18 protein-coding genes and 1 tRNA gene are annotated in these 17601 nt (G+C 69.0%); 9 read left to right on the forward strand and 10 right to left on the reverse strand.

Going from position 1 to position 17601, the window contains the following annotated elements; translation table 11 throughout:
* Nucleotide 1: 1 nt before the first annotated feature.
* Nucleotides 2–1381: a diaminopimelate decarboxylase gene (lysA, locus tag ACAG26_RS21470; RefSeq protein ID WP_370485163.1), complete on the reverse strand. Its 1380-nt coding sequence runs from the start codon at nucleotides 1379–1381 to the stop codon at nucleotides 2–4.
* A gap of 35 nt (nucleotides 1382–1416) precedes the next feature.
* On the reverse strand, nucleotides 1417–3069 hold the full coding sequence (argS, locus tag ACAG26_RS21475) for an arginine--tRNA ligase (RefSeq protein ID WP_370485093.1): 1653 nt from the start codon (nucleotides 3067–3069) through the stop codon (nucleotides 1417–1419).
* Nucleotides 3070–3182: 113 nt separating this feature from the next.
* On the opposite strand from argS, the gene ACAG26_RS21480 reads away from it, so the two are divergent.
* Nucleotides 3183–3258: transfer RNA gene (locus ACAG26_RS21480), tRNA-Arg, on the forward strand.
* 113 nt (nucleotides 3259–3371) lie between these two features.
* On the opposite strand, the gene ACAG26_RS21485 is transcribed toward ACAG26_RS21480, so the two are convergent.
* Nucleotides 3372–3434: a ribbon-helix-helix protein, CopG family gene (locus ACAG26_RS21485; RefSeq protein WP_370485164.1), complete on the reverse strand. Its 63-nt coding sequence runs from the start codon at nucleotides 3432–3434 to the stop codon at nucleotides 3372–3374.
* 162 nt (nucleotides 3435–3596) lie between these two features.
* Between ACAG26_RS21485 and ACAG26_RS21490 the strand changes: the two genes are divergently transcribed.
* Together ACAG26_RS21490 and ACAG26_RS21495 are read left to right on the forward strand one after the other, a co-directional pair.
* Nucleotides 3597–3893 carry a DUF732 domain-containing protein gene (locus tag ACAG26_RS21490; RefSeq protein ID WP_370485094.1) on the forward strand — a complete coding sequence of 99 codons (297 nt, stop codon included), beginning with the start codon at nucleotides 3597–3599 and terminating at the stop codon, nucleotides 3891–3893.
* Nucleotides 3894–3925: 32 nt separating this feature from the next.
* Complete coding sequence (locus ACAG26_RS21495; protein ID WP_370485095.1) at nucleotides 3926–4600, forward strand: maleylpyruvate isomerase family mycothiol-dependent enzyme; 675 nt, start codon at nucleotides 3926–3928, stop codon at nucleotides 4598–4600.
* A gap of 15 nt (nucleotides 4601–4615) precedes the next feature.
* Here ACAG26_RS21495 and ACAG26_RS21500 read toward each other — a convergent pair whose 3' ends face one another.
* A complete protein-coding gene (locus ACAG26_RS21500) occupies nucleotides 4616–6106 on the reverse strand; it encodes a DUF4185 domain-containing protein (protein WP_370485096.1) in 1491 nt (496 codons plus the stop codon).
* A 173-nt stretch (nucleotides 6107–6279) separates the two neighbouring features.
* Nucleotides 6280–7161, reverse strand: coding sequence for an LLM class flavin-dependent oxidoreductase (locus tag ACAG26_RS21505; RefSeq protein WP_370485165.1), 882 nt, complete (start codon nucleotides 7159–7161; stop codon nucleotides 6280–6282).
* Nucleotides 7162–7221: 60 nt separating this feature from the next.
* Between ACAG26_RS21505 and ACAG26_RS21510 the strand changes: the two genes are divergently transcribed.
* The 3 genes from ACAG26_RS21510 to ACAG26_RS21520 all read left to right on the forward strand — a co-directional run bounded on the left by ACAG26_RS21510 (nucleotide 7222) and on the right by ACAG26_RS21520 (nucleotide 9030).
* Nucleotides 7222–7644: a VOC family protein gene (locus ACAG26_RS21510; protein WP_370485166.1), complete on the forward strand. Its 423-nt coding sequence runs from the start codon at nucleotides 7222–7224 to the stop codon at nucleotides 7642–7644.
* 82 nt (nucleotides 7645–7726) lie between these two features.
* Complete coding sequence (locus ACAG26_RS21515) at nucleotides 7727–8116, forward strand: VOC family protein (RefSeq protein WP_370485097.1); 390 nt, start codon at nucleotides 7727–7729, stop codon at nucleotides 8114–8116.
* 38 nt (nucleotides 8117–8154) lie between these two features.
* Nucleotides 8155–9030: a DNA-3-methyladenine glycosylase gene (locus ACAG26_RS21520; protein WP_370485098.1), complete on the forward strand. Its 876-nt coding sequence runs from the start codon at nucleotides 8155–8157 to the stop codon at nucleotides 9028–9030.
* On the opposite strand, the gene ACAG26_RS21525 is transcribed toward ACAG26_RS21520, so the two are convergent.
* From ACAG26_RS21525 to ACAG26_RS21545, 5 genes are all read right to left on the reverse strand, one after another.
* Complete coding sequence (locus ACAG26_RS21525) at nucleotides 9027–9509, reverse strand: RrF2 family transcriptional regulator (protein ID WP_370485099.1); 483 nt, start codon at nucleotides 9507–9509, stop codon at nucleotides 9027–9029. The genes ACAG26_RS21520 and ACAG26_RS21525 overlap by 4 nt on opposite strands.
* Before the next feature lie 30 nt (nucleotides 9510–9539).
* A complete protein-coding gene (locus tag ACAG26_RS21530; protein WP_370485100.1) occupies nucleotides 9540–10268 on the reverse strand; it encodes a 3'(2'),5'-bisphosphate nucleotidase CysQ in 729 nt (242 codons plus the stop codon).
* Entirely contained in the window at nucleotides 10265–12109 is a 1845-nt protein-coding gene (gene cysC / locus ACAG26_RS21535; RefSeq protein ID WP_370485101.1) for an adenylyl-sulfate kinase, read from the reverse strand. The genes ACAG26_RS21530 and cysC overlap by 4 nt, the downstream gene beginning before the upstream one ends.
* A complete protein-coding gene (gene cysD / locus ACAG26_RS21540; RefSeq protein ID WP_370485102.1) occupies nucleotides 12109–13065 on the reverse strand; it encodes a sulfate adenylyltransferase subunit CysD in 957 nt (318 codons plus the stop codon). Before cysD ends, cysC begins: the two co-directional genes overlap by 1 nt.
* 107 nt (nucleotides 13066–13172) lie before the next feature.
* Entirely contained in the window at nucleotides 13173–13664 is a 492-nt protein-coding gene (locus ACAG26_RS21545; protein ID WP_370485103.1) for a beta-class carbonic anhydrase, read from the reverse strand.
* Nucleotides 13665–13880: 216 nt separating this feature from the next.
* Here ACAG26_RS21545 and ACAG26_RS21550 point away from each other — a divergent pair, with 216 nt between their 5' ends.
* Genes ACAG26_RS21550 through ACAG26_RS21560 form a run of 3 tightly spaced genes read left to right on the forward strand, consistent with a single transcriptional unit; the run spans nucleotide 13881 to nucleotide 17580 of the window.
* Nucleotides 13881–14858 (forward strand): ABC transporter permease, encoded by a 978-nt coding sequence (locus ACAG26_RS21550; RefSeq protein WP_370485104.1) that lies wholly within the window; start codon nucleotides 13881–13883, stop codon nucleotides 14856–14858.
* A complete protein-coding gene (locus ACAG26_RS21555; RefSeq protein WP_370485105.1) occupies nucleotides 14855–15745 on the forward strand; it encodes an ABC transporter permease in 891 nt (296 codons plus the stop codon). The genes ACAG26_RS21550 and ACAG26_RS21555 overlap by 4 nt, the downstream gene beginning before the upstream one ends.
* Complete coding sequence (locus tag ACAG26_RS21560) at nucleotides 15742–17580, forward strand: dipeptide ABC transporter ATP-binding protein (protein ID WP_370485106.1); 1839 nt, start codon at nucleotides 15742–15744, stop codon at nucleotides 17578–17580. Before ACAG26_RS21555 ends, ACAG26_RS21560 begins: the two co-directional genes overlap by 4 nt.
* The last annotated feature ends 21 nt before the right edge of the window (nucleotides 17581–17601 follow it).

Genomic DNA, 17601 nt, shown 5'->3' on the forward strand with positions numbered 1-17601 from the left:
CTCACCTCACTTCCAGGCTCAGTAGGTCATCGACCGTTTCCCGCCGCAGCAGCAGGCGGGCCTGACCGTCGCGCACCACCACCACGGCGGGACGCCCGATCAGGTTGTAGCGGCTCGACATCGAATAGCAGTAGGCGCCGGTGGCGGCCACCGCCAGCAGGTCACCCGGTTGCACATCGTCGGGCAGCCAGGCGTCACGGACGACGATGTCGCCGCTCTCGCAGTGCTTTCCGACGATGCGGGACAACGTCGGGGCGGCGTCGCTGGTCCGCGAGACCATCCGGACGTCGTACTCGGCGCCGTAGAGGGCGGGGCGGATGTTGTCGCTCATGCCGCCGTCCACGCTGACGTAGCGACGCTGCGCGGTGGCGCTCACGTCGACGTCTTTGACGGTGCCGACCTCGTAGAGCGTGACGGTACCCGGACCGGCGATCGCCCGGCCGGGTTCGACCACCAGCGTCGGGGTGGGCAGGCCGACGGCCGCGGACTCGTCGCGCACGATGGCGCCCAGCGTGGTGGCCAGTTCGGCGATCGGCGGCGGATCGTCGTACGGCAGATAGGAGATGCCCAGCCCACCGCCCAGGTCGACAACCGACATCTGCGCGGTCTTGTCCACCCCGAACTCGGCGACCACGTCGTGCAGCAGCCCGATGACCCGGTGCGCGGCCAACTCGAATCCGGCGACGTCGAAGATCTGCGACCCGATGTGGCTGTGCAGGCCGACCAGCCGCAGGTGGTCGGTGGCGAACACCCGCCGGACGGCGGCCATCGCGGCGCCGCTGGCCAGCGACAGCCCGAACTTCTGGTCTTCGTGGGCGGTGGAGATGTATTCGTGGGTGTGCGCCTCCACGCCCACGGTGACCCGCACCAGCACGTCCTGCACCACCCCGGCTTCGCCGGCGATCACGTCGAGGCGCTCGATCTCGGTGATCGAGTCCAGCACAATGTGGCCGACCCCGGCCTTGACCGCCGTGGTCAGCTCGGTGACCGATTTGTTGTTGCCGTGCAACGTAATCCGCTGCGCCGGGAAACCGGCGTGCAACGCCACCGCCAGCTCGCCGCCGGTGGCGACATCCAGGGACAAGCCCTCCTGGTCGATCCAGCGGGCGATCTCGCTGCACAGGAAGGCTTTGGCGGCGTAGTGCACGTTCGCGCCGCCGCCGAAGGCCGCCGCGATCTCGCGGCAGCGGCCGCGGAAGTCGTCTTCGTCGATGACGAACAGCGGGGTGCCGTACTCGGCGGCCAGGTCGGTGACGCCGACACCGGCGATCCGCGCCACCCCGTCGTCGCCGCGAACGGTGTTGCGCGGCCAGACATTCGGCGCCAGCTGCACGGTCTCCTGCGGGGTTTGCGGACGCGGCGGCGCGCCCGGGTGCGGGATCTCTTCGGCGTGCCGGGGTCCGGCGGGATGGACGTTCACATGCGCTCCGGTGCGGTCACGCCCAGGATGCCCAGGCCGTTGGCGATGACCTGACGGGTGGCCTGGCACAGCGCCAGCCGCGCGGTGTGCAGCTCGGTCGGTTCCTCATCGCCTTGCGGCAGCACCCGGCACGAGTCGTAGAACCGGTGGTAGTCGCCGGCGAGGTCTTCCAAGTAGCGGCACACCCGGTGCGGTTCGCGCAGCGACGCGGCGGTCTGCAGCACCCGCGGGAACTCACCCAGGTTGCGGATCAGGGTGCCTTCCTTGTCGTGGGTGAGCAGCTCCAGGTGGTGGGTGTCTCCGATCAGGCCCAGTTCAGCGGCGTTGCGGGCCAGCGCCGAGAGCCGCGCGTGCGCGTATTGCACGTAGTAGACCGGGTTTTCGTTGGACGCCGAGGACCACAGCGCCAGGTCGATGTCGATCGGGGTGTCCACCGAGGAGCGGATCAGGCTGTACCGGGCGGCGTCCACCCCGATGGCCTCGACCAAATCGTCGAGGGTGATCACGGTGCCGGCGCGCTTGCTCATCTTGACCGGCTGGCCGTCGCGGACCAGGTTGACCATCTGGCCGATCAGCACCTCGACGGTGGCCGGGTCGTCCCCGAACGCCGCGGCGGCCGCCTTGAGCCGGGCGATGTAGCCGTGGTGGTCGGCGCCCAGCATGTAGATGCACAGGTTGAAGCCGCGTCGCCGCTTGTCCAGGTAGTAGGCCAGGTCCCCGGCGATGTAGGCGGGATTGCCGTCGCTTTTGATGACCACCCGGTCCTTGTCGTCGCCGTAGGCGCTGGTGCGCAGCCAGGTGGCGCCGTCCTTCTCGTAGATGTTGCCCTTGTCGCGCAGCTGCTCGATGGCCTGCTCGACGCGGCCCGACGTGTGCATCGAGTCTTCGTGCGTGTAGACGTCGAAGTCGGTGCCGAAATCGTGCAGCGAGGCCTTGATGTGGGTGAACATCAAGTCGACGCCGATCGCGCGGAAGGTCTCGTGCTGCTGCTCGGCCGGTTGGTCGAGGGCGTCGGGGACCTCGGCGAGGATTTGCGCGGCGATGTCGGTGATGTAGGCGCCGGCGTAACCGTCCTCCGGGGCGGGCTCGCCCTTGGCGGCGGCGATCAGCGAGTTGGCGAACCGGTCGATCTGGGCGCCGTGGTCGTTGAAGTAGTACTCGCGCACCACGTCGGCGCCCTGGGTGGTCAGCAGCCGGCCCAGCGCGTCACCGACGGCGGCCCACCGGGTGCCGCCGATGTGGATCGGGCCGGTCGGGTTGGCCGAGACGAACTCCAGGTTGACCTCGAGGTCCTTCAGCTCCTCGGAATGGCCGTAGTGCGTGCCGGCGTCGACGATGTTGGTGACCACGACGTTTTGCGCCGAGGCTTCGATGCGCAGGTTGACGAAGCCCGGCCCGGCGACGTCGGCCGCGGCGATGCCGTCGGTGTTGGCCAGCGCCGCGGCCAGCCAGCCGGCCAGCTCCCGCGGGTTGGCGCCCACTTTCTTGCCCAGCTGCAACGCCAGGTTGGTGGCGTAATCGCCGTGCTCGGGGTTGCGCGGACGCTCGACGGTGACCGTCGCGGGCAGTGCGGCGGTGTCGAGGTCATGCGCGGCGAGGACCGCGGCGGCGGTGGCCTTGAGCAGTTCGGCCAGATCGGCGGGGGTCACGAGGCTCCATCCTATGGTCTGACGTGGTCAGGACCCGAATCCGTCCGGTTCTTGGGCTCGGGCGTTCATGCGTTAGGCTGTCGGAGCCCACTGGCGCAGCATGTTGTGCACGCGCCCCCGTAGCTCAGGGGATAGAGCGTCTGCCTCCGGAGCAGAAGGCCGCAGGTTCGAATCCTGCCGGGGGCACCACGTCTGACCTGGTAATTCGTGGTGTCAAGTCCCCCACGCCCCGTACGACGCCACTTGGTACCCGCCCGGAGACCGGCGCGACCACGTCGGCCGCCAAACAGGACGCGGTGTATCTATTTCGTCAGGTATCCGATCAGCGCCTCACGGATCAGCTCGGACCGAGACCGATCCTCCATCGCGGCTTTTTCGTCCACCAAGGCGACCGGTTGTTCGTCGCTCCTGCCGGCGATTGTGCGGACCGTCACGCCTACCAGGATGCGGCGCCTGCCAAGCGACGGAGTAGAACTGAAGTCTGTGGTCTGTATCCGCCGGTCACGTTGAGCCAAAGGGTTAAAGCGATGTTGAAGAAGATTGGGATTGGCGCCGGCGCAATTGTTGCCGCGATCACATTCTCGGCACCTGCGCACGCCGATGATGCCAGCTACCTCGACTACCTCCGATCACACGACGAGAACATCATGCGCTACGGCCCGGTCGAAAATGACTGGGTGACAGCCGGACACTTCGCTTGCGCTCGGCTGCGCGACGGCGAGACCCCCGAGCAGGCGGCCAACCATCCCTGGCACGCCTTCCAGGCCAACGGCCCGCTGGTCGTCGACGCGGCACGCCATGAGCTGTGCCCGGACAAGCTCTAGCGATCTGACCCGTTCGGCGCTCGGCGGTCGTCATGCTTGACATGATGTACCGCGCCGCGCGGCGGCGAGTCGCCGACTTGGTCAGCACGCTGCGCGACGACCAACGGCGCACCCCGGTACCGGCCACCCCGGGCTGGACGGTGCACGACGTGCTGGCGCATCTGGTCGGGGGTGCGGCCGACCTGGCGAGCGGACGCCTGGACGGGGCACCCGGTGACGCGTGGACGTCCCGCCACGTCGCCGAGCGTCGGCACCACTCGGTGGCCGAGCTGCTCGCCGAGTGGGAGCGCATCGGCCCGGCGGTCGAATCGGGCCTGGCGACCGCACAATTCTCCGGCCCCAACCTGGCCGGGGACGTCATCGGCCACGAAGCCGACCTGCACGAGGCGCTGGGACTGGCCCGGCCGGACCGCGCGCACTGGCAGCCCGTGCTGGAGGTGATGATGGCGCTGGTGGGGCGGCGGCTGCGCCATGGGACGGCGCTGGTGATCCGCGACGAGCACGGCCAGCAGTGGCGCTGCGGTTCCGGGGATCCCGAGACACTGCTGCGCGCCGACGGCTATGAGCTGCTGCGCGGCGCCTTCAGCCGCCGCTCCCAGCGCCAGATCGCGGCGTGGGACTGGACACCGGCGCCAACGGCCCAAATGACCGAGCGGTTCGGCTTGTTCGGCCCACGCGAGGACGACCAGCCGATCCCGGTTGGGTGACGTCGTCGAGGCGAGCTAGCCCAGCACGGTGTGCATCAACATCACGTCGTAGGCGTTCCACAGCGACAGCGTGAAGTACACGTCCTTGCCGTTGGTCCAGGGATGCAGGTACGGCGCGTAGATACCGCCGGGCATCTGCATCGAGGACACCAGGGGCTGTTCGGCACTCCAGGGTCCCTGCGGAGCCGGGGCGGTCCGCGCCACCACGTCGTTGGCGCCGTTGCTGTAGAGCACCAAGAACTTCCTGAGATAGGAGTTGTACTGGGCGGACATCTCGCCCACCGGGCCCGGGATCACCGGGGTCGCCGCGCCCGGATTGCTCGGCACCCAGTTCCCGGACTCGTTCCAGTACTGGTACCTGGTGACGTCGGTGAGCATGCCTTCGGGCACCCGGGAAAGATAGGCCGAACCGCCGCGCCCGGACGGTGTGCCGAACGAGTACAGGTACCCGTCGCCGCCCCGCAGGTAGGCCCCCATCTGGAAGTTCTCATTGCCCGGCACGTAACGGGCGCCGGGAACGTTCTCCGGAGAGGTCGACCGCACGGTCTGCGGGAAGATCCCCCAGTGCTCGCCGTTGTCGGGCGACATCGCGATGGCCGAGTAGTTCGTCGACCACTCCCCGTCGCGTCCCCATTGCTTGATGGACATGAAATTCATGTACTGCTTGCCGCCGACCGAGATTGCGGCGGTCGGAATCATGCCCTCCTGGCTGGGCGCCCACTTGACGTGGGGCAGGATCGGCCGGGAAAAGTTCGATTGCAGCACCGGTGAGCCCGAGTATTTGTTGCCGACAATGCCAGGGCCCACCAGGATTCCGTCGGACAGGTCGCGGTCCTGGCTGCGGAACAACGTGTTGTACCGCCATTGTTGGCCGGGCAGGCGGCAGTAGCCGAAGGTGTCGCCGAACGCCATGAGCACCTGACGGTTGGCGGGATCGCCGTTGTCCCACGGAATCCCGAGGTCGGTACCGGAGATGCCGAACCGTTCGAGGGTCTTGTTGGGGCTGTTGGGTCCGGTCACCCACTCGACCAGCGACGTCGTCGACCCCCCGATCGCGGCACCGGGATCGGGTGCCGCGGCCGCCGGAGCGGGCGCAGGGTTCGGGACCGGCTGAGCGGCTGCCGGCGGCGCGGGGGCACCCCCGCCGGGCGGCGGAACCGGCGGGGCCGGCACGACGGCCGCTTGCTGCTGGATCGGCGCGGCGGGGTCGGGTGGATCCCGGCGCGCGGCGTACCCCGAACCGCTCGGGTGCAGCAGGGACCTGATCAGCGGGCCCAGCTTGGGCAGCGGTGCCGATGGATTGGTCCCGCGAGGCCGGCGCCCGGTCGGCCGTTGCACGGGTCCCGGGGTGGGCGTCACCGGGACCGCGGTCGGGGGATCGACATTGGCTTCGGGCGAATTGCAGGTCGCCGCGGACGCAGACGGCGCGGGGCCGGTCTCAACGATCAGCGCGACGGCGGCCAGCACTGCCATCGCCGCTGAAACGATTCGACGGATCGCCGACATGTCACACCTTTCTGGGGGACGCGCCTTGACGTCCGCACTCGACTGGTGTGACGATAGTGGCCTGCGAGGCTGTTGTGGCCTGTGATTCGGGAGTGGTACCCATCCGTGACCGTGTCGCAACCGACCGTTTTGGCCCCGACGGCGGGTGGACGTGCTAGGGCGTCAGGGACCGTTTAGGCGAGAGCGCGCACCGCGTCGGATACCTGGCGCAGCTGGTCGAGGTCGGAACTGGTCGGGATGAGATGCACTTCGTCGGTGCCGATCGCCGCGAATTTACGCAGCACCGCGACCAGCTCGTCGGCGCTGCCCGCCCATCCGGTGGTCGGCGCCATCGCGTCGACGTACTCGGCCGGGATCCAGTTCATGTAGCGCCGCAGGTGTGCGTGCACCTGGGCCCGGGCGGACTCGTCGTCGCCCAGGGCGAACCAAAACGACGTCGCCAGATGGGGTTTGGGTTTGCCGGCCTGCGCCCAGGCGGTGCGGGCGACGTCGAACAACTCGTTTTGTTTGGTCACGTCGAGATCCAAGGTGGTGCCGGCCAGCCCGTCGGCCCACCCCGCGGCGCTGCGGACGGTCTTGGGACCGATGCTGCCCACCAGCAGCGACGGACCGCCCGGCTGCACCGGCGTCGGCCCCACCGGCAGCACCGATTCGGTGATCTTCTCCCCCGCCCAGACCCGTTTCATGACCGCCACCCGCTGCGCCATGCCGCGCATCGTCTGGGTGGCCGGGTCGGCGCCGACCGCGTGATAGTCCTCGTGCCGACCGCCCACGCCGATCCCGACGGTCAGTCGTCCGCCGCACAGCAGGTCGCCGGTGGCCAGCGCCTTGGCCAGCAGGACGGGATCGTGCAATTGGGGCACCACCACCGTCGTCACCAACCGAACCCGCTCGGTCCAGGCCGCCAGCGCCCCCAACAGGGTCAGGCTGTCGGGGTTGGTAAACGCGATCCGCTCACCCCAGCACAACGACGAGAACGGCCCGTCATCGATGGCGCGCGCCCAGTCCCGCAGCAGCGTCGCGTCTAAGTCTGGCTCCATCACCGGCATGGTCATCCCGATCTGCACGACGGCGATTCTGGCATGACCACCACAGGCGGCCGGCCGGGTGGCAGCATGTGGCGGGTGGCCATCACCAGCAGCTCCATCGCCCATGTCCGGCTCACCGTCACCGACATCGAGCGATCGCGGCAGTTCTACGAATCGGTGTTCGGCTGGCCGGTCCTCGTCGAGATCCCCGCGAACGCCGATCAGGCGATTCGGGCGCGGTTGGGTTTTCTGTTCGGCGGGGTCATCTACGACCTGGGCGGTGCGCTGATCGGGCTGCGGCCCGTCGCCGATGACCGCTTCGACGAAAACCGGGTCGGCCTGGACCACCTGGCGTTCCGGGTGGCCAGCAAGGACGAATTAAACTCGGCCGCAGTGCATCTCGACGGCCTCGGGATCAGTCACGAGCCGATCAAGGACATCGGCCCGTCGTACATCCTGGAGTTCCGCGACCCGGACAACATCGCGCTGGAGCTCACCGCACCCAAGTAGCGGGCGAGCGTGCGCAGAAACGGTGATCGGCTCGGCGTGTCGGCCGGGGACGCGCACGCTCGCGGCGGAGGACACTAGGGCCATGAGCATTTCCTTCAATCACACCATCGTCGCCGCACACGATAAGCGGGCGTCCGCCGGGTTTCTGGCCGAGCTGTTCGGGCTGCCCGACCCGCAGCCGTTCGGCCACTTCATGGTGGTGGGCCTAGACCACGACGCCAGCCTCGATTACGCCGAGGTGCCCGCCGATGAAGCGATTCGGCCGCAGCACTACGCATTTCTGGTGTCCGAGGCGGACTTCGACGCCATCTACGACAAGATCTCGTCGCGCGGCATGCCGCACTGGGCCGACCCCGGCGCCCAGCGGCCCGGCGAGATCAACCACAACGACGGCGGCCGCGGGTTGTATTTCCGCGACCCCAACGGGCATGCGATGGAGATCCTGACCCGCCCGTACGGCTCGGGTTCCTAAGTCCCGCGGGGGGCGCACCGCATCGAGAAAGGCGAGCTATGGCAAGCCATGAGGTCGACGTCGAGGTGCGCGGCCCGTGGTCGTTGGCGACCAGCCGTGAGTTCTGGGAAGGTTTCGCTCCCGCGGCCCTGCCCGATCAGGGCGCACCCAACGGTTCTGACGGCGATCAGTTGCGGTCGGTGTTTTTGATCGAGGAACAGTGGCGGCGCGCGGAGGTCACGGTAACGCAGCACGGCAGCACCGCGCGGCTGGCCCTGCGCGGCAGCGGCGAGCTAGACGTCGGCGCCGCGCAGGTGTGCCGGTTTTTGTCGCTGGACGTCGACGCGCGCCAGTGGCCACAGGTGGCCCGTCGAGACCCGGTGATCGCCCAGGCCCAAAAGCACCTGCCGGGGCTGCGTCCCTGCGGCTTCCATTCGCCCTATGAGGCTGCCGCGTGGTCGGTGCTCTCCCAACGCATCCGCATCCGGCAAGCCGCGCGGTTGCGCGGCGACTTGATCGACCGCCACGGCCAGCGGGGCGCTTTCCCGCCGCCGGCGCTGCTACGCGGTCTCGACTTGGACTTGCCCGGCCGAAAGACCGAGTATCTGCACGCCGTCGCCGAGGCCGCCCTCGACGGCCGGCTGGACGGGGCGACGCTGCGGTCCATGCCGCCTGAGCAGGCCATCGCTACCGTGCAAGAGGTCAAGGGTTTGGGCCCCTTTGCCGCCGAACTCGTCGTGATCCGCGGTGCCAACGCCCCCGATGTACTGCCCCGCCACGAACGCCGGCTCGACGCCGAAATTGTTGAGCAGTATGGGCCGGATCGCACCCTGGCCGACGTATCTGAAGCCTGGCGACCGTTTCGCACCTGGGCGGCGGTGTACTTGCGCGCCCTGCGCGAACAGCGCACCGGAGAAATCGGCGGGCGCGCTTAGTCGGTCCCGCGGTGGTGGCCGCGGGCGTGTTCCTGCGACCGGTAGTCGTCGGCGAGCCGGGTGACGTGATCGGGCAGCGAGCCGGTGGCCACATCGCCCAGGCTGGTCTTCTCCAGCACCAGGCGCATGCTGGCGCGCAGCGCCCGCCACACGTCGGGCAGCGCGGCGGTGGGACCACCGTAGGGCAGGTCGCCCAGCCCGATATCGCGGACGCTGGCCAGCGGGCCGTCGATGCAGCGCAGCACGTCGGCGATGCTGATCTCGGTGGCCGGGCGGGCCAGTTCGTAGCCGCCGTCGCGGCCGCGGTGGCTGCGCACCAGCCGATCGGTGCGCAGCGCCGTCAGGATGTCGACCAGAAACTGTGGCGGGATGCCCTGGGCTTGGGCCAGGTCATCGGTTTTCACCAGCGTGCCGGCCTCGGCGGTGGCGAGCTGCACCATCGCCCGCACCGCGTACTCCGCCTTGGCCGACATCCGCATGCTGGGGATTCTGCCACCCGACTCGCGCCGTCAGGCGATAGCGGCCAGCACCACCTCGGCGTATTCGGGGCGACACACCACCAGATCCGGCAGCAGCGGGTCGGGCCGGTTGTAGCTCAGCGCCGACCCGTCGATGCGGCAGGTGTGCAGCCCCGCCGACCGAGCCACCGCGACCGGCGCCGCCGAATCCCACTCGTACTGCCCGCCGGCGTGCACGTACACATCGGCGCGGCCTTGCACCACCGCGGCGACCTTGGCGCCCGCCGACCCCATCGGCACCAGGGTGGCGTCCAGCCGGTCGCGCACCGCCAACGCGAGTGCGGGCGGGCGGGTGCGCGACACCACGATCCGCGGCGGCCCGTGGTGCGCCGGGGGCGCGGCGACCGTCGGGGTGGCCAGCGTGACGCCCTGCGCGGGCAGCGCCACCGCGCCGGCGGCCAGTTCCCCGGACACCCACAGCGCCACGTGCACGGCCCAGTCGTCGCGGCCCAGTTCGGCGAATTCCCGGGTGCCGTCCAGCGGATCGACGATCCACACCCGCTGGGCGCGCAGCCGCGCCGGGTCGTCGACGCCCTCCTCGGACAGCACCGCGTCACCGGGCCGCTCGCGCGCCAGCGCGTCGGTCAACAAGTCGTGGGAGCGCTTGTCCCCCGCGGCCTTGCGTTCGGCCTCGCTGGCATCAGCCAGCTCGTGGCGCACACCCAGCAGCAGCTGGCCGGCTTGGGTGGCCAGCCGCGCGGCCAGCTCGTGATCGCTCACCGCCGCGACTCGAGCAGGTCGATGACCTGCTGCGCGAGTTCCTCGGTGCTGTGCTGCGGGGTGAGCCGCAGATCCGGGTTCTTCGGCCGCTGATACGGGCTGTCGATACCGGTGAAGTGGGTGATCTCCCCCGCCCGCGCTTTGGCGTACAGGCCCTTGGGATCCCGCTTCTCACAGTCCTCCAGCGGGGTGTCGCAGAACACCTCGATGAAGTCGAGGCCGGCCTCGGTGTGCACCCGGCGCGCCAGCTCGCGGTGCTCGACCAGCGGGCTGATCGCCGGCACCAACACGGTGTGCCCGGAATCGGCCAGCAGGGTCGCCACGTGCGCCAGCCGGCGCAAGTTTTCGGCCCGGTCGGCCATCGAGAAGCCGAGGTCGGCGTTCAGCCCGTGCCGCAGGTTGTCGCCGTCGAGCACGTAGGCCGGCACACCGTCGTCGAGCAGTCGGCGCTCGACCAGCATCGCCACCGACGACTTGCCCGACCCGGACAGGCCGGTGAACCACACGGTGCGGCCCCGCGCCATCCGGTCGGCGGCGGTCACCAACGACTGGTGCCGCACCGTATTCGGGCTCGAGGCGTGCCCGGCGGCGTCCCGCAGCACCATGCCGGCGGCCACGGTGCCGTTGGTGGCGGGATCGATCAGGATGAACGATCCGGTGCTGCCGTTGCGGGTGTACTCATCCAGCAGCAGCGGCGCCTGGGCGCGCAGCGAGATCCGGCCGAGTTCGTTGAGCTTCAACGCCGTCGCGGTCTTGTCGCGATGCAACGTGTTGACGTCGAGGCGGTAGTCCAACCCGGTCACCCGCACCCGGGTGGTGCGGGTGGTGTGCTTGATCAGGTAGTCGCGGCCGGGTTCGAGCGCCGAGCCGTCGGCCATCCAGCACACCGTCGCGTCGAAGTCCTGGCTGACCCGCGGCTGGTTGTTGGCCCGGGCGATCATGTCGCCGCGGGAGATGTCCAGGTCGTCGGCCAGGCTCACCGACACCGCCATCGGCGGGAACGCCTCCTCGACGGGTCCGGTGGGTCCGTCAATGGCGGTGATGCGACTGGACTTTCCGGTGGGCAGCACCACGATCTCGTCGCCGGGGCGCATCACCCCGCTGGCCACGGTGCCCGCGTAGCTGCGGTGGTCGCGGTGCTCGTGGGTTTGCGGGCGGATCACGTACTGCACCGGGAAACGCACATCGACCAGGTTGCGGTCCCCGGCCACGTACACCTCCTCCAGGTGCGACAGCAGCGCCGGCCCGTCGTACCAGGGGCTGGCATCGGACTTGGTCACCACGTTGTCGCCGTGCAGCGCCGACAGCGGAATGGTGGTCACGTCATGGATGTCCAGCCGGGTGGCGAAGGCGTGAAAGTCGTCCCGGATCGCCTCGAATTTCTCTTGGTCCCAATCGATCAGGTCCATCTTGTTGACCGCCAGCACCACGTGCCGGATCCCCAGCAGCGACGCCAAGAAGGTGTGCCGGCGGGACTGTTCCTGCAACCCGTGCCGCGCGTCGACGAGCACGATCGCCAGGTGCGCGGTGGAGGTTCCGGTCACCATATTGCGGGTGTACTGGATGTGGCCCGGGGTGTCGGCGATGATGAATTTCCGCTTGGGGGTGGCGAAATAGCGGTACGCGACATCGATGGTGATGCCCTGTTCGCGTTCGGCCCGCAGCCCGTCGGTGACCAACGCCAGGTCGGTGTAGTCGTGGCCGCGTTCCTTGGAGGTGGCCTCCACCGACGCCCACTGGTCCTCCATGACGGCCTTGGAGTCATACAGCAGCCGACCGATCAGGGTGGACTTGCCGTCGTCGACGGAGCCGGCGGTGGCGATGCGCAGCAGTGTCGTCATCAGAAGTACCCCTGCCGTTTGCGGTCTTCCATGCCGGCTTCCGAGATCCGGTCGTCGGCGCGGGTCGCGCCCCGCTCGGTCAGCCGCGACACGGCGGTTTCGGCGATCACCTCGGCCACCGTGGATGCCGACGACTCGACGCACCCGGTGCAGGTGACGTCACCGACGGTGCGGAACCGCACCGAGGTCTCGAAGACCTCCTCGTCGGGGCGCGGCTGCAGGTACCGGTGCTCGGCGAGCAGCATCCCGTCGCGCTGGAAGACGCGGCGCCGGTGCGCGTAGTAGATCGCCGGCAAGGTGATCTCCTCGGCGCCGATGTAGGACCAGATGTCGAATTCGGTCCAGTTCGACAGCGGGAACACCCGGATGTGCTCGCCCTTGTGGTGCCGCCCGTTGTAGAGGTTCCACAGCTCCGGGCGCTGCGCCTTGGGGTCCCATTGGCCGAACTCGTCGCGGAAGCTGAACACCCGCTCCTTGGCGCGGGCCTTCTCCTCGTCGCGGCGCGCACCGCCGAAGGCGGCGTCGAAGCGGTTCTCCCGGATCGCGCGCAGCAGCGTCACCGTCTGCAACGGGTTGCGTGACGGGCCGGATTCGACGACGCGCCCGGCGTCGATGTCGTCTTGCACCGAGGCCACCACCAGCCGCACCCCGGTCTGGGCGACCAGTTCGTCGCGGGTGGACAGGACCTCGTCGAAGTTGTGGCCGGTGTCGACGTGCATGACCGGGAACGGCAGCCGGCCCGGCCGGAACGCCTTGACCGCCAGGTGCAGCATCACGATCGAGTCCTTGCCGCCGGAAAACAGCAGCACCGGGCGTTCGAACTCGGCGGCCACCTCCCGGATGATGTGGATGGCCTCGGCCTCCAGCGAGCGCAGGTGACTGAGCTCGTACTGTCCGGGCGCCGGGGACGTCGTCTCTGTGTCGGCCGCCGGGCCGGCCGTCGCCGCGGACGTCACAGTATCCCGGTAAAGTTGGTAGAACTGACCATAATTACGAGCATAACCAACTATAAAACCAGCCGTGCTCCGCGCTGTCAACGGGCCTTTCCCGGCGCCTACCCGCGCTAGAGGGTGACCTCGTTGAGCTTGCCGGTGGCGACGTCGAAGACGAAGCCGCGCAGCGAGGTGGTCTGGGTGATGAACGGGCTGGCCTTGACCCGACGCAGCGATTGGCGGACATCGTCTTCCGGGTCGGGGAAGGCCTCGGCCGCCCACGACGGCCGGATCCCGGTCTCCGCCAGGACCGAGCGCTTGAACTCGTCGTCGGTGAAGGTGAGCATGCCGCAGTCGGTGTGGTGGATCAGGATGATCTCCCGGGTGCCCAACAGCCGCTGGCTGATCGCCAGCGAGCGGATCGCGTCCTCGCTGATCACGCCGCCGGCGTTGCGGATCGAATGTGCCTCGCCCTCGTTGATCCCGAGCACCCGATACACGTCCAACCGGGCGTCCATACAGGCCACCACCGCAACATGTTTGCTCGGCGGCATGGGCAGCGGGCCGTGGAAGGTCTTCGCGTACTCGGCGTTGTTGGCCAGGTAGTCGTCGGTAACTGTCACGCCCATCTCCTCACCACATTTGGGGGTATATCGTTTGCTAGACAGACGGTTGGCGCCGGTCAGTTTAACAATCAGCGGCGCCGATTCCACGGGTTAGGATCAGCGAAACTTAAGAAGGTGCGCGCCGGTGACCGGCGACACGGGGCGGCCAGCCACCGGCGAAGGCACCGGCGCGCTCTACCCTGTGCCCATGCCATCCGCACCGGGACGCCACGCATGACCCGTTTCCTGGCGCGGCGGGTGCTCAACTACCTCGTGTTGTTGGCGCTGGCCTCGTTTTTGGCCTTCTGCTTGACGTCGGTGTCCTTTTCGCCGCTGGATAACCTGCTGCACCGCAATCCGCGCCCACCGCAGGCGGTGATCGACGCCAAGGCCGCCGAACTCGGCCTGGACAAGCCGATCCCGCTGCGCTACGCCCACTGGGCCTCGCACGCCGTGCGCGGTGACTTCGGCGTGACCGTCAGCGGTCAGCCGGTCGGTGCCGAGTTGGGTCGCCGCATCGGGGTCAGCCTGCGGCTGCTGATCGTCGGGTCGGTGGTCGGCACCCTGATCGGGGTGGCGCTCGGGGCGTGGGGCGCCATCCGGCAGTACCGGCTGTCCGACCGGGTCATCACCCTGTTGGCGTTGCTGGTGATCTCGACACCGACGTTCGTGCTGGCGAACCTGGCCATCCTGGCCGCGCTGCGGGTCAACTGGGGGTTGGGCGTGCAGTTGTTCGAGTACACCGGCGAAACCTCGCCCGGGGTGGCGAGCGGGGTGTGGCCGCAGCTGCTGGACCGGCTGCAGCATCTGATGCTGCCGTCGCTGACGCTGGCGTTGGGCGCGGCCGCCGGGTTCAGCCGCTACCAACGCAACGCGATGCTCGACGTGCTGGGCCAGGATTTCATCCGCACCGCCCGGGCCAAGGGCCTGACCCGCCGGCGGGCCTTGATCAAACACGGCCTGCGCACCGCGCTGATCCCGATGGCCACCCTGTTCGCCTACGGGGTGGCCGGGCTGGTGACCGGGTCGGTGTTCGTGGAGAAGATCTTCGGCTGGCACGGCATGGGCGAGTGGGTGATCCAGGGGGTGGCGACGCAGGACACCAACATCATCGCGGCGATCACGGTGTTCACCGGCGGGGTGGTGCTGATGGCCGGGCTGCTGTCCGACGTGATCTACGCGGTCCTCGATCCGCGGGTGCGGGTGTCATGACCGCCGCCGACACCGCGCAGTTCACCTCGCGGCGCACCCTGGTGCTGCGCCGGTTTGTGCGCAGCCGGTCGGCGGTCGGGTCGCTGCTGCTGCTGGCGCTGCTGTTCATCGCCTGCTACGCGCTGCCGCCGCTGTTGCCGTACTCCTACACCGACCTGGACTACAACGCGCTGCTGCAACCGCCGGGCGCCGCGCATTGGTTGGGCACCAACGCCTTAGGGCAGGACCTGTTGGCGCAGATGCTGCGCGGGATGCAGAAGTCGATGCTGATCGGGGTGTGCGTGGCGTTCATCTCCACGCTGATCGCGGCCACCGTCGGCGCGGTCTCCGGCTATTTCGGCGGCTGGCGGGACCGGGTGCTGATGTGGCTGGTGGATTTGCTGCTGGTGGTGCCCGCCTTCATCCTCATCGCGATCGTCACGCCGCGCACCAAGGGCGCCGGGAACATCTTCTTCCTCATCCTGCTGCTGGCCGGGTTCAGCTGGATGGTCAGCTCGCGGATGGTCCGCGGCCTGACGATGAGCCTGCGGGAACGCGAATTCATCCAGGCCGCACGGTATATGGGCGTGCCCAACCGCCGGATCATCACCCACCACGTGGTGCCCAACGTCGCCTCCATCCTGATCATCGACACCACCCTCAACGTCGCGGTGGCGATCCTGGCCGAAACCGGGCTGAGCTTCCTCGGTTTCGGCATCCAGCCCCCCGACGTGTCGCTGGGCACCCTGATCGCCGACGGCACCGCGTCCGCGATCACCTTCCCGTGGGTGTTCCTGTTTCCCGCCGGGGTGCTGATCACGATCTTGGTGTGCGCCAACCTGGCCGGCGATGGCCTCCGCGACGCGTTGGATCCCGGCAGCGCCACCCTGCGGCGGGGGGCGCGATGAGCCCGCTGCTGTCGGTGACCGACCTGGCCGTCACCTTCCCCACCGACACCGAGCGAGTCGCCGCGGTGCGCGGCATCAGCTATCACGTCGATCCCGGCGAAGTCGTGGCCATGGTCGGCGAATCCGGGTCGGGAAAGTCGGCGGCGGCCATGGCGGTGATGGGCCTGCTGCCCGAATACGCCGCGGTGTCCGGCTCGGTGCACCTGCACGGCGCCGAGCTGCTCGGCCTGTCCGATGCCGCGATGTCCCGGTTCCGCGGCAAAACGATCGGCATGGTGTTCCAGGATCCGATGTCGGCGCTGACGCCGGTCTACCCGGTCGGTGCCCAGATCGCCGAGGCGATCGAGGTGCATCAGCCGCAGGTGGGCCGCAAGGCCGCGCGCCGGCGGGCGGTGGAACTGCTGGAGCTGGTGGGCATCGCCCAGCCGCAGCGGCGGGCCCGGGCGTTTCCGCATGAACTGTCCGGCGGCGAGCGGCAGCGGGTGGTGATCGCGATCGCGATCGCCAACGACCCGGACCTGTTGATCTGCGACGAGCCCACCACCGCACTGGATGTCACCGTGCAGGCGCAGATCCTGGACGTGCTCAAGACGGCCCGCGATGTCACCGGCGCCGGGGTGCTGATCATCACCCACGACCTGGGGGTGGTCGCCGAATTCGCCGACCGGGCATTGGTGATGTATGCCGGCCGGGTGGTGGAGGCCGCCGCGGTGGCCGACTTGTACCGGGAACGCCAAATGCCCTACACCGTGGGGTTGTTGGGCTCGGTGCCACGCTTGGACGCCGCGCAGGGCACCCGGCTGGTGCCGATCCCGGGTGCGCCGCCGTCGTTGGCCGCGCTGGACCCCGGCTGCCCGTTCGCGCCCCGGTGCCCGCTGGCCATCGACGAATGCCGCACCGCGGAGCCGGATTTAGCCCCGGTGGGGCCCGACCATCGGGCGGCCTGTATCCGCACCGAGCACGTCGCGGGTCGCAGCGCCGCCGACATCTACGGAGTCGGCACCGACACACCCGACGCCGCATCCGCCGACGACGCGCCGGTGGTGGTGCGGGTACAGGATCTGGTCAAGACCTACCGGCTGACCAAAGGGGTGGTGCTGCGGCGCAACATCGGTGAGGTCCGCGCGGTCGACGGGGTCAGCTTCGAACTGCAGCAGGGCCGCACGCTGGGCATCGTCGGCGAGTCGGGGTCGGGGAAATCCACCACGCTGCATCAGATTCTGCAGCTCAGCGCCCCACAGGCGGGAAGCATCGAGGTGCTGGGCACCGACGTCGCCACCCTGACCGCCACCACCCGGCGGGTGCTGCGCCGCGATCTGCAGGTGGTGTTCCAGGATCCGGTGGCCTCCCTGGACCCCCGCTTCCCGGTTTTCGATGTGCTCGCCGAGCCGCTGCGCGCCAACGGGTTTGACAAGACCGAGATCAACGCCCGGGTCGCCGAGCTGCTGGAACTGGTGGGGCTGCGGCGCGCCGACGCCAGCCGCTACCCCGCCGAGTTCTCCGGCGGGCAAAAGCAACGCATCGGTATCGCCCGGGCGCTGGCGTTGCAGCCGAAGATCCTCGCGCTCGATGAGCCGGTATCCGCCCTGGACGTGTCCATCCAGGCCGGCATCATCAACCTGCTGCTGGATTTGCAGCAGCGGCTCGGGTTGTCCTACCTGTTTGTGTCCCATGACCTTTCGGTCGTCAAACATCTCGCGCACCGGGTGGCGGTGATGTTCGCCGGCGCCATCGTCGAGCAGGGTGAGGCCGATGAGGTCCTGCGCGCACCCCAACACGACTACACCCGCCGGCTGCTGGCCGCGGTCCCCCAACCGGAGCCGCATCGTGGGTAGCCGGGCGTTGACTCTGCGCTC

The sequence above is a fragment of the Mycobacterium sp. pUA109 genome (assembly GCF_041287095.1).
GTDB lineage: Bacteria > Actinomycetota > Actinomycetes > Mycobacteriales > Mycobacteriaceae > Mycobacterium.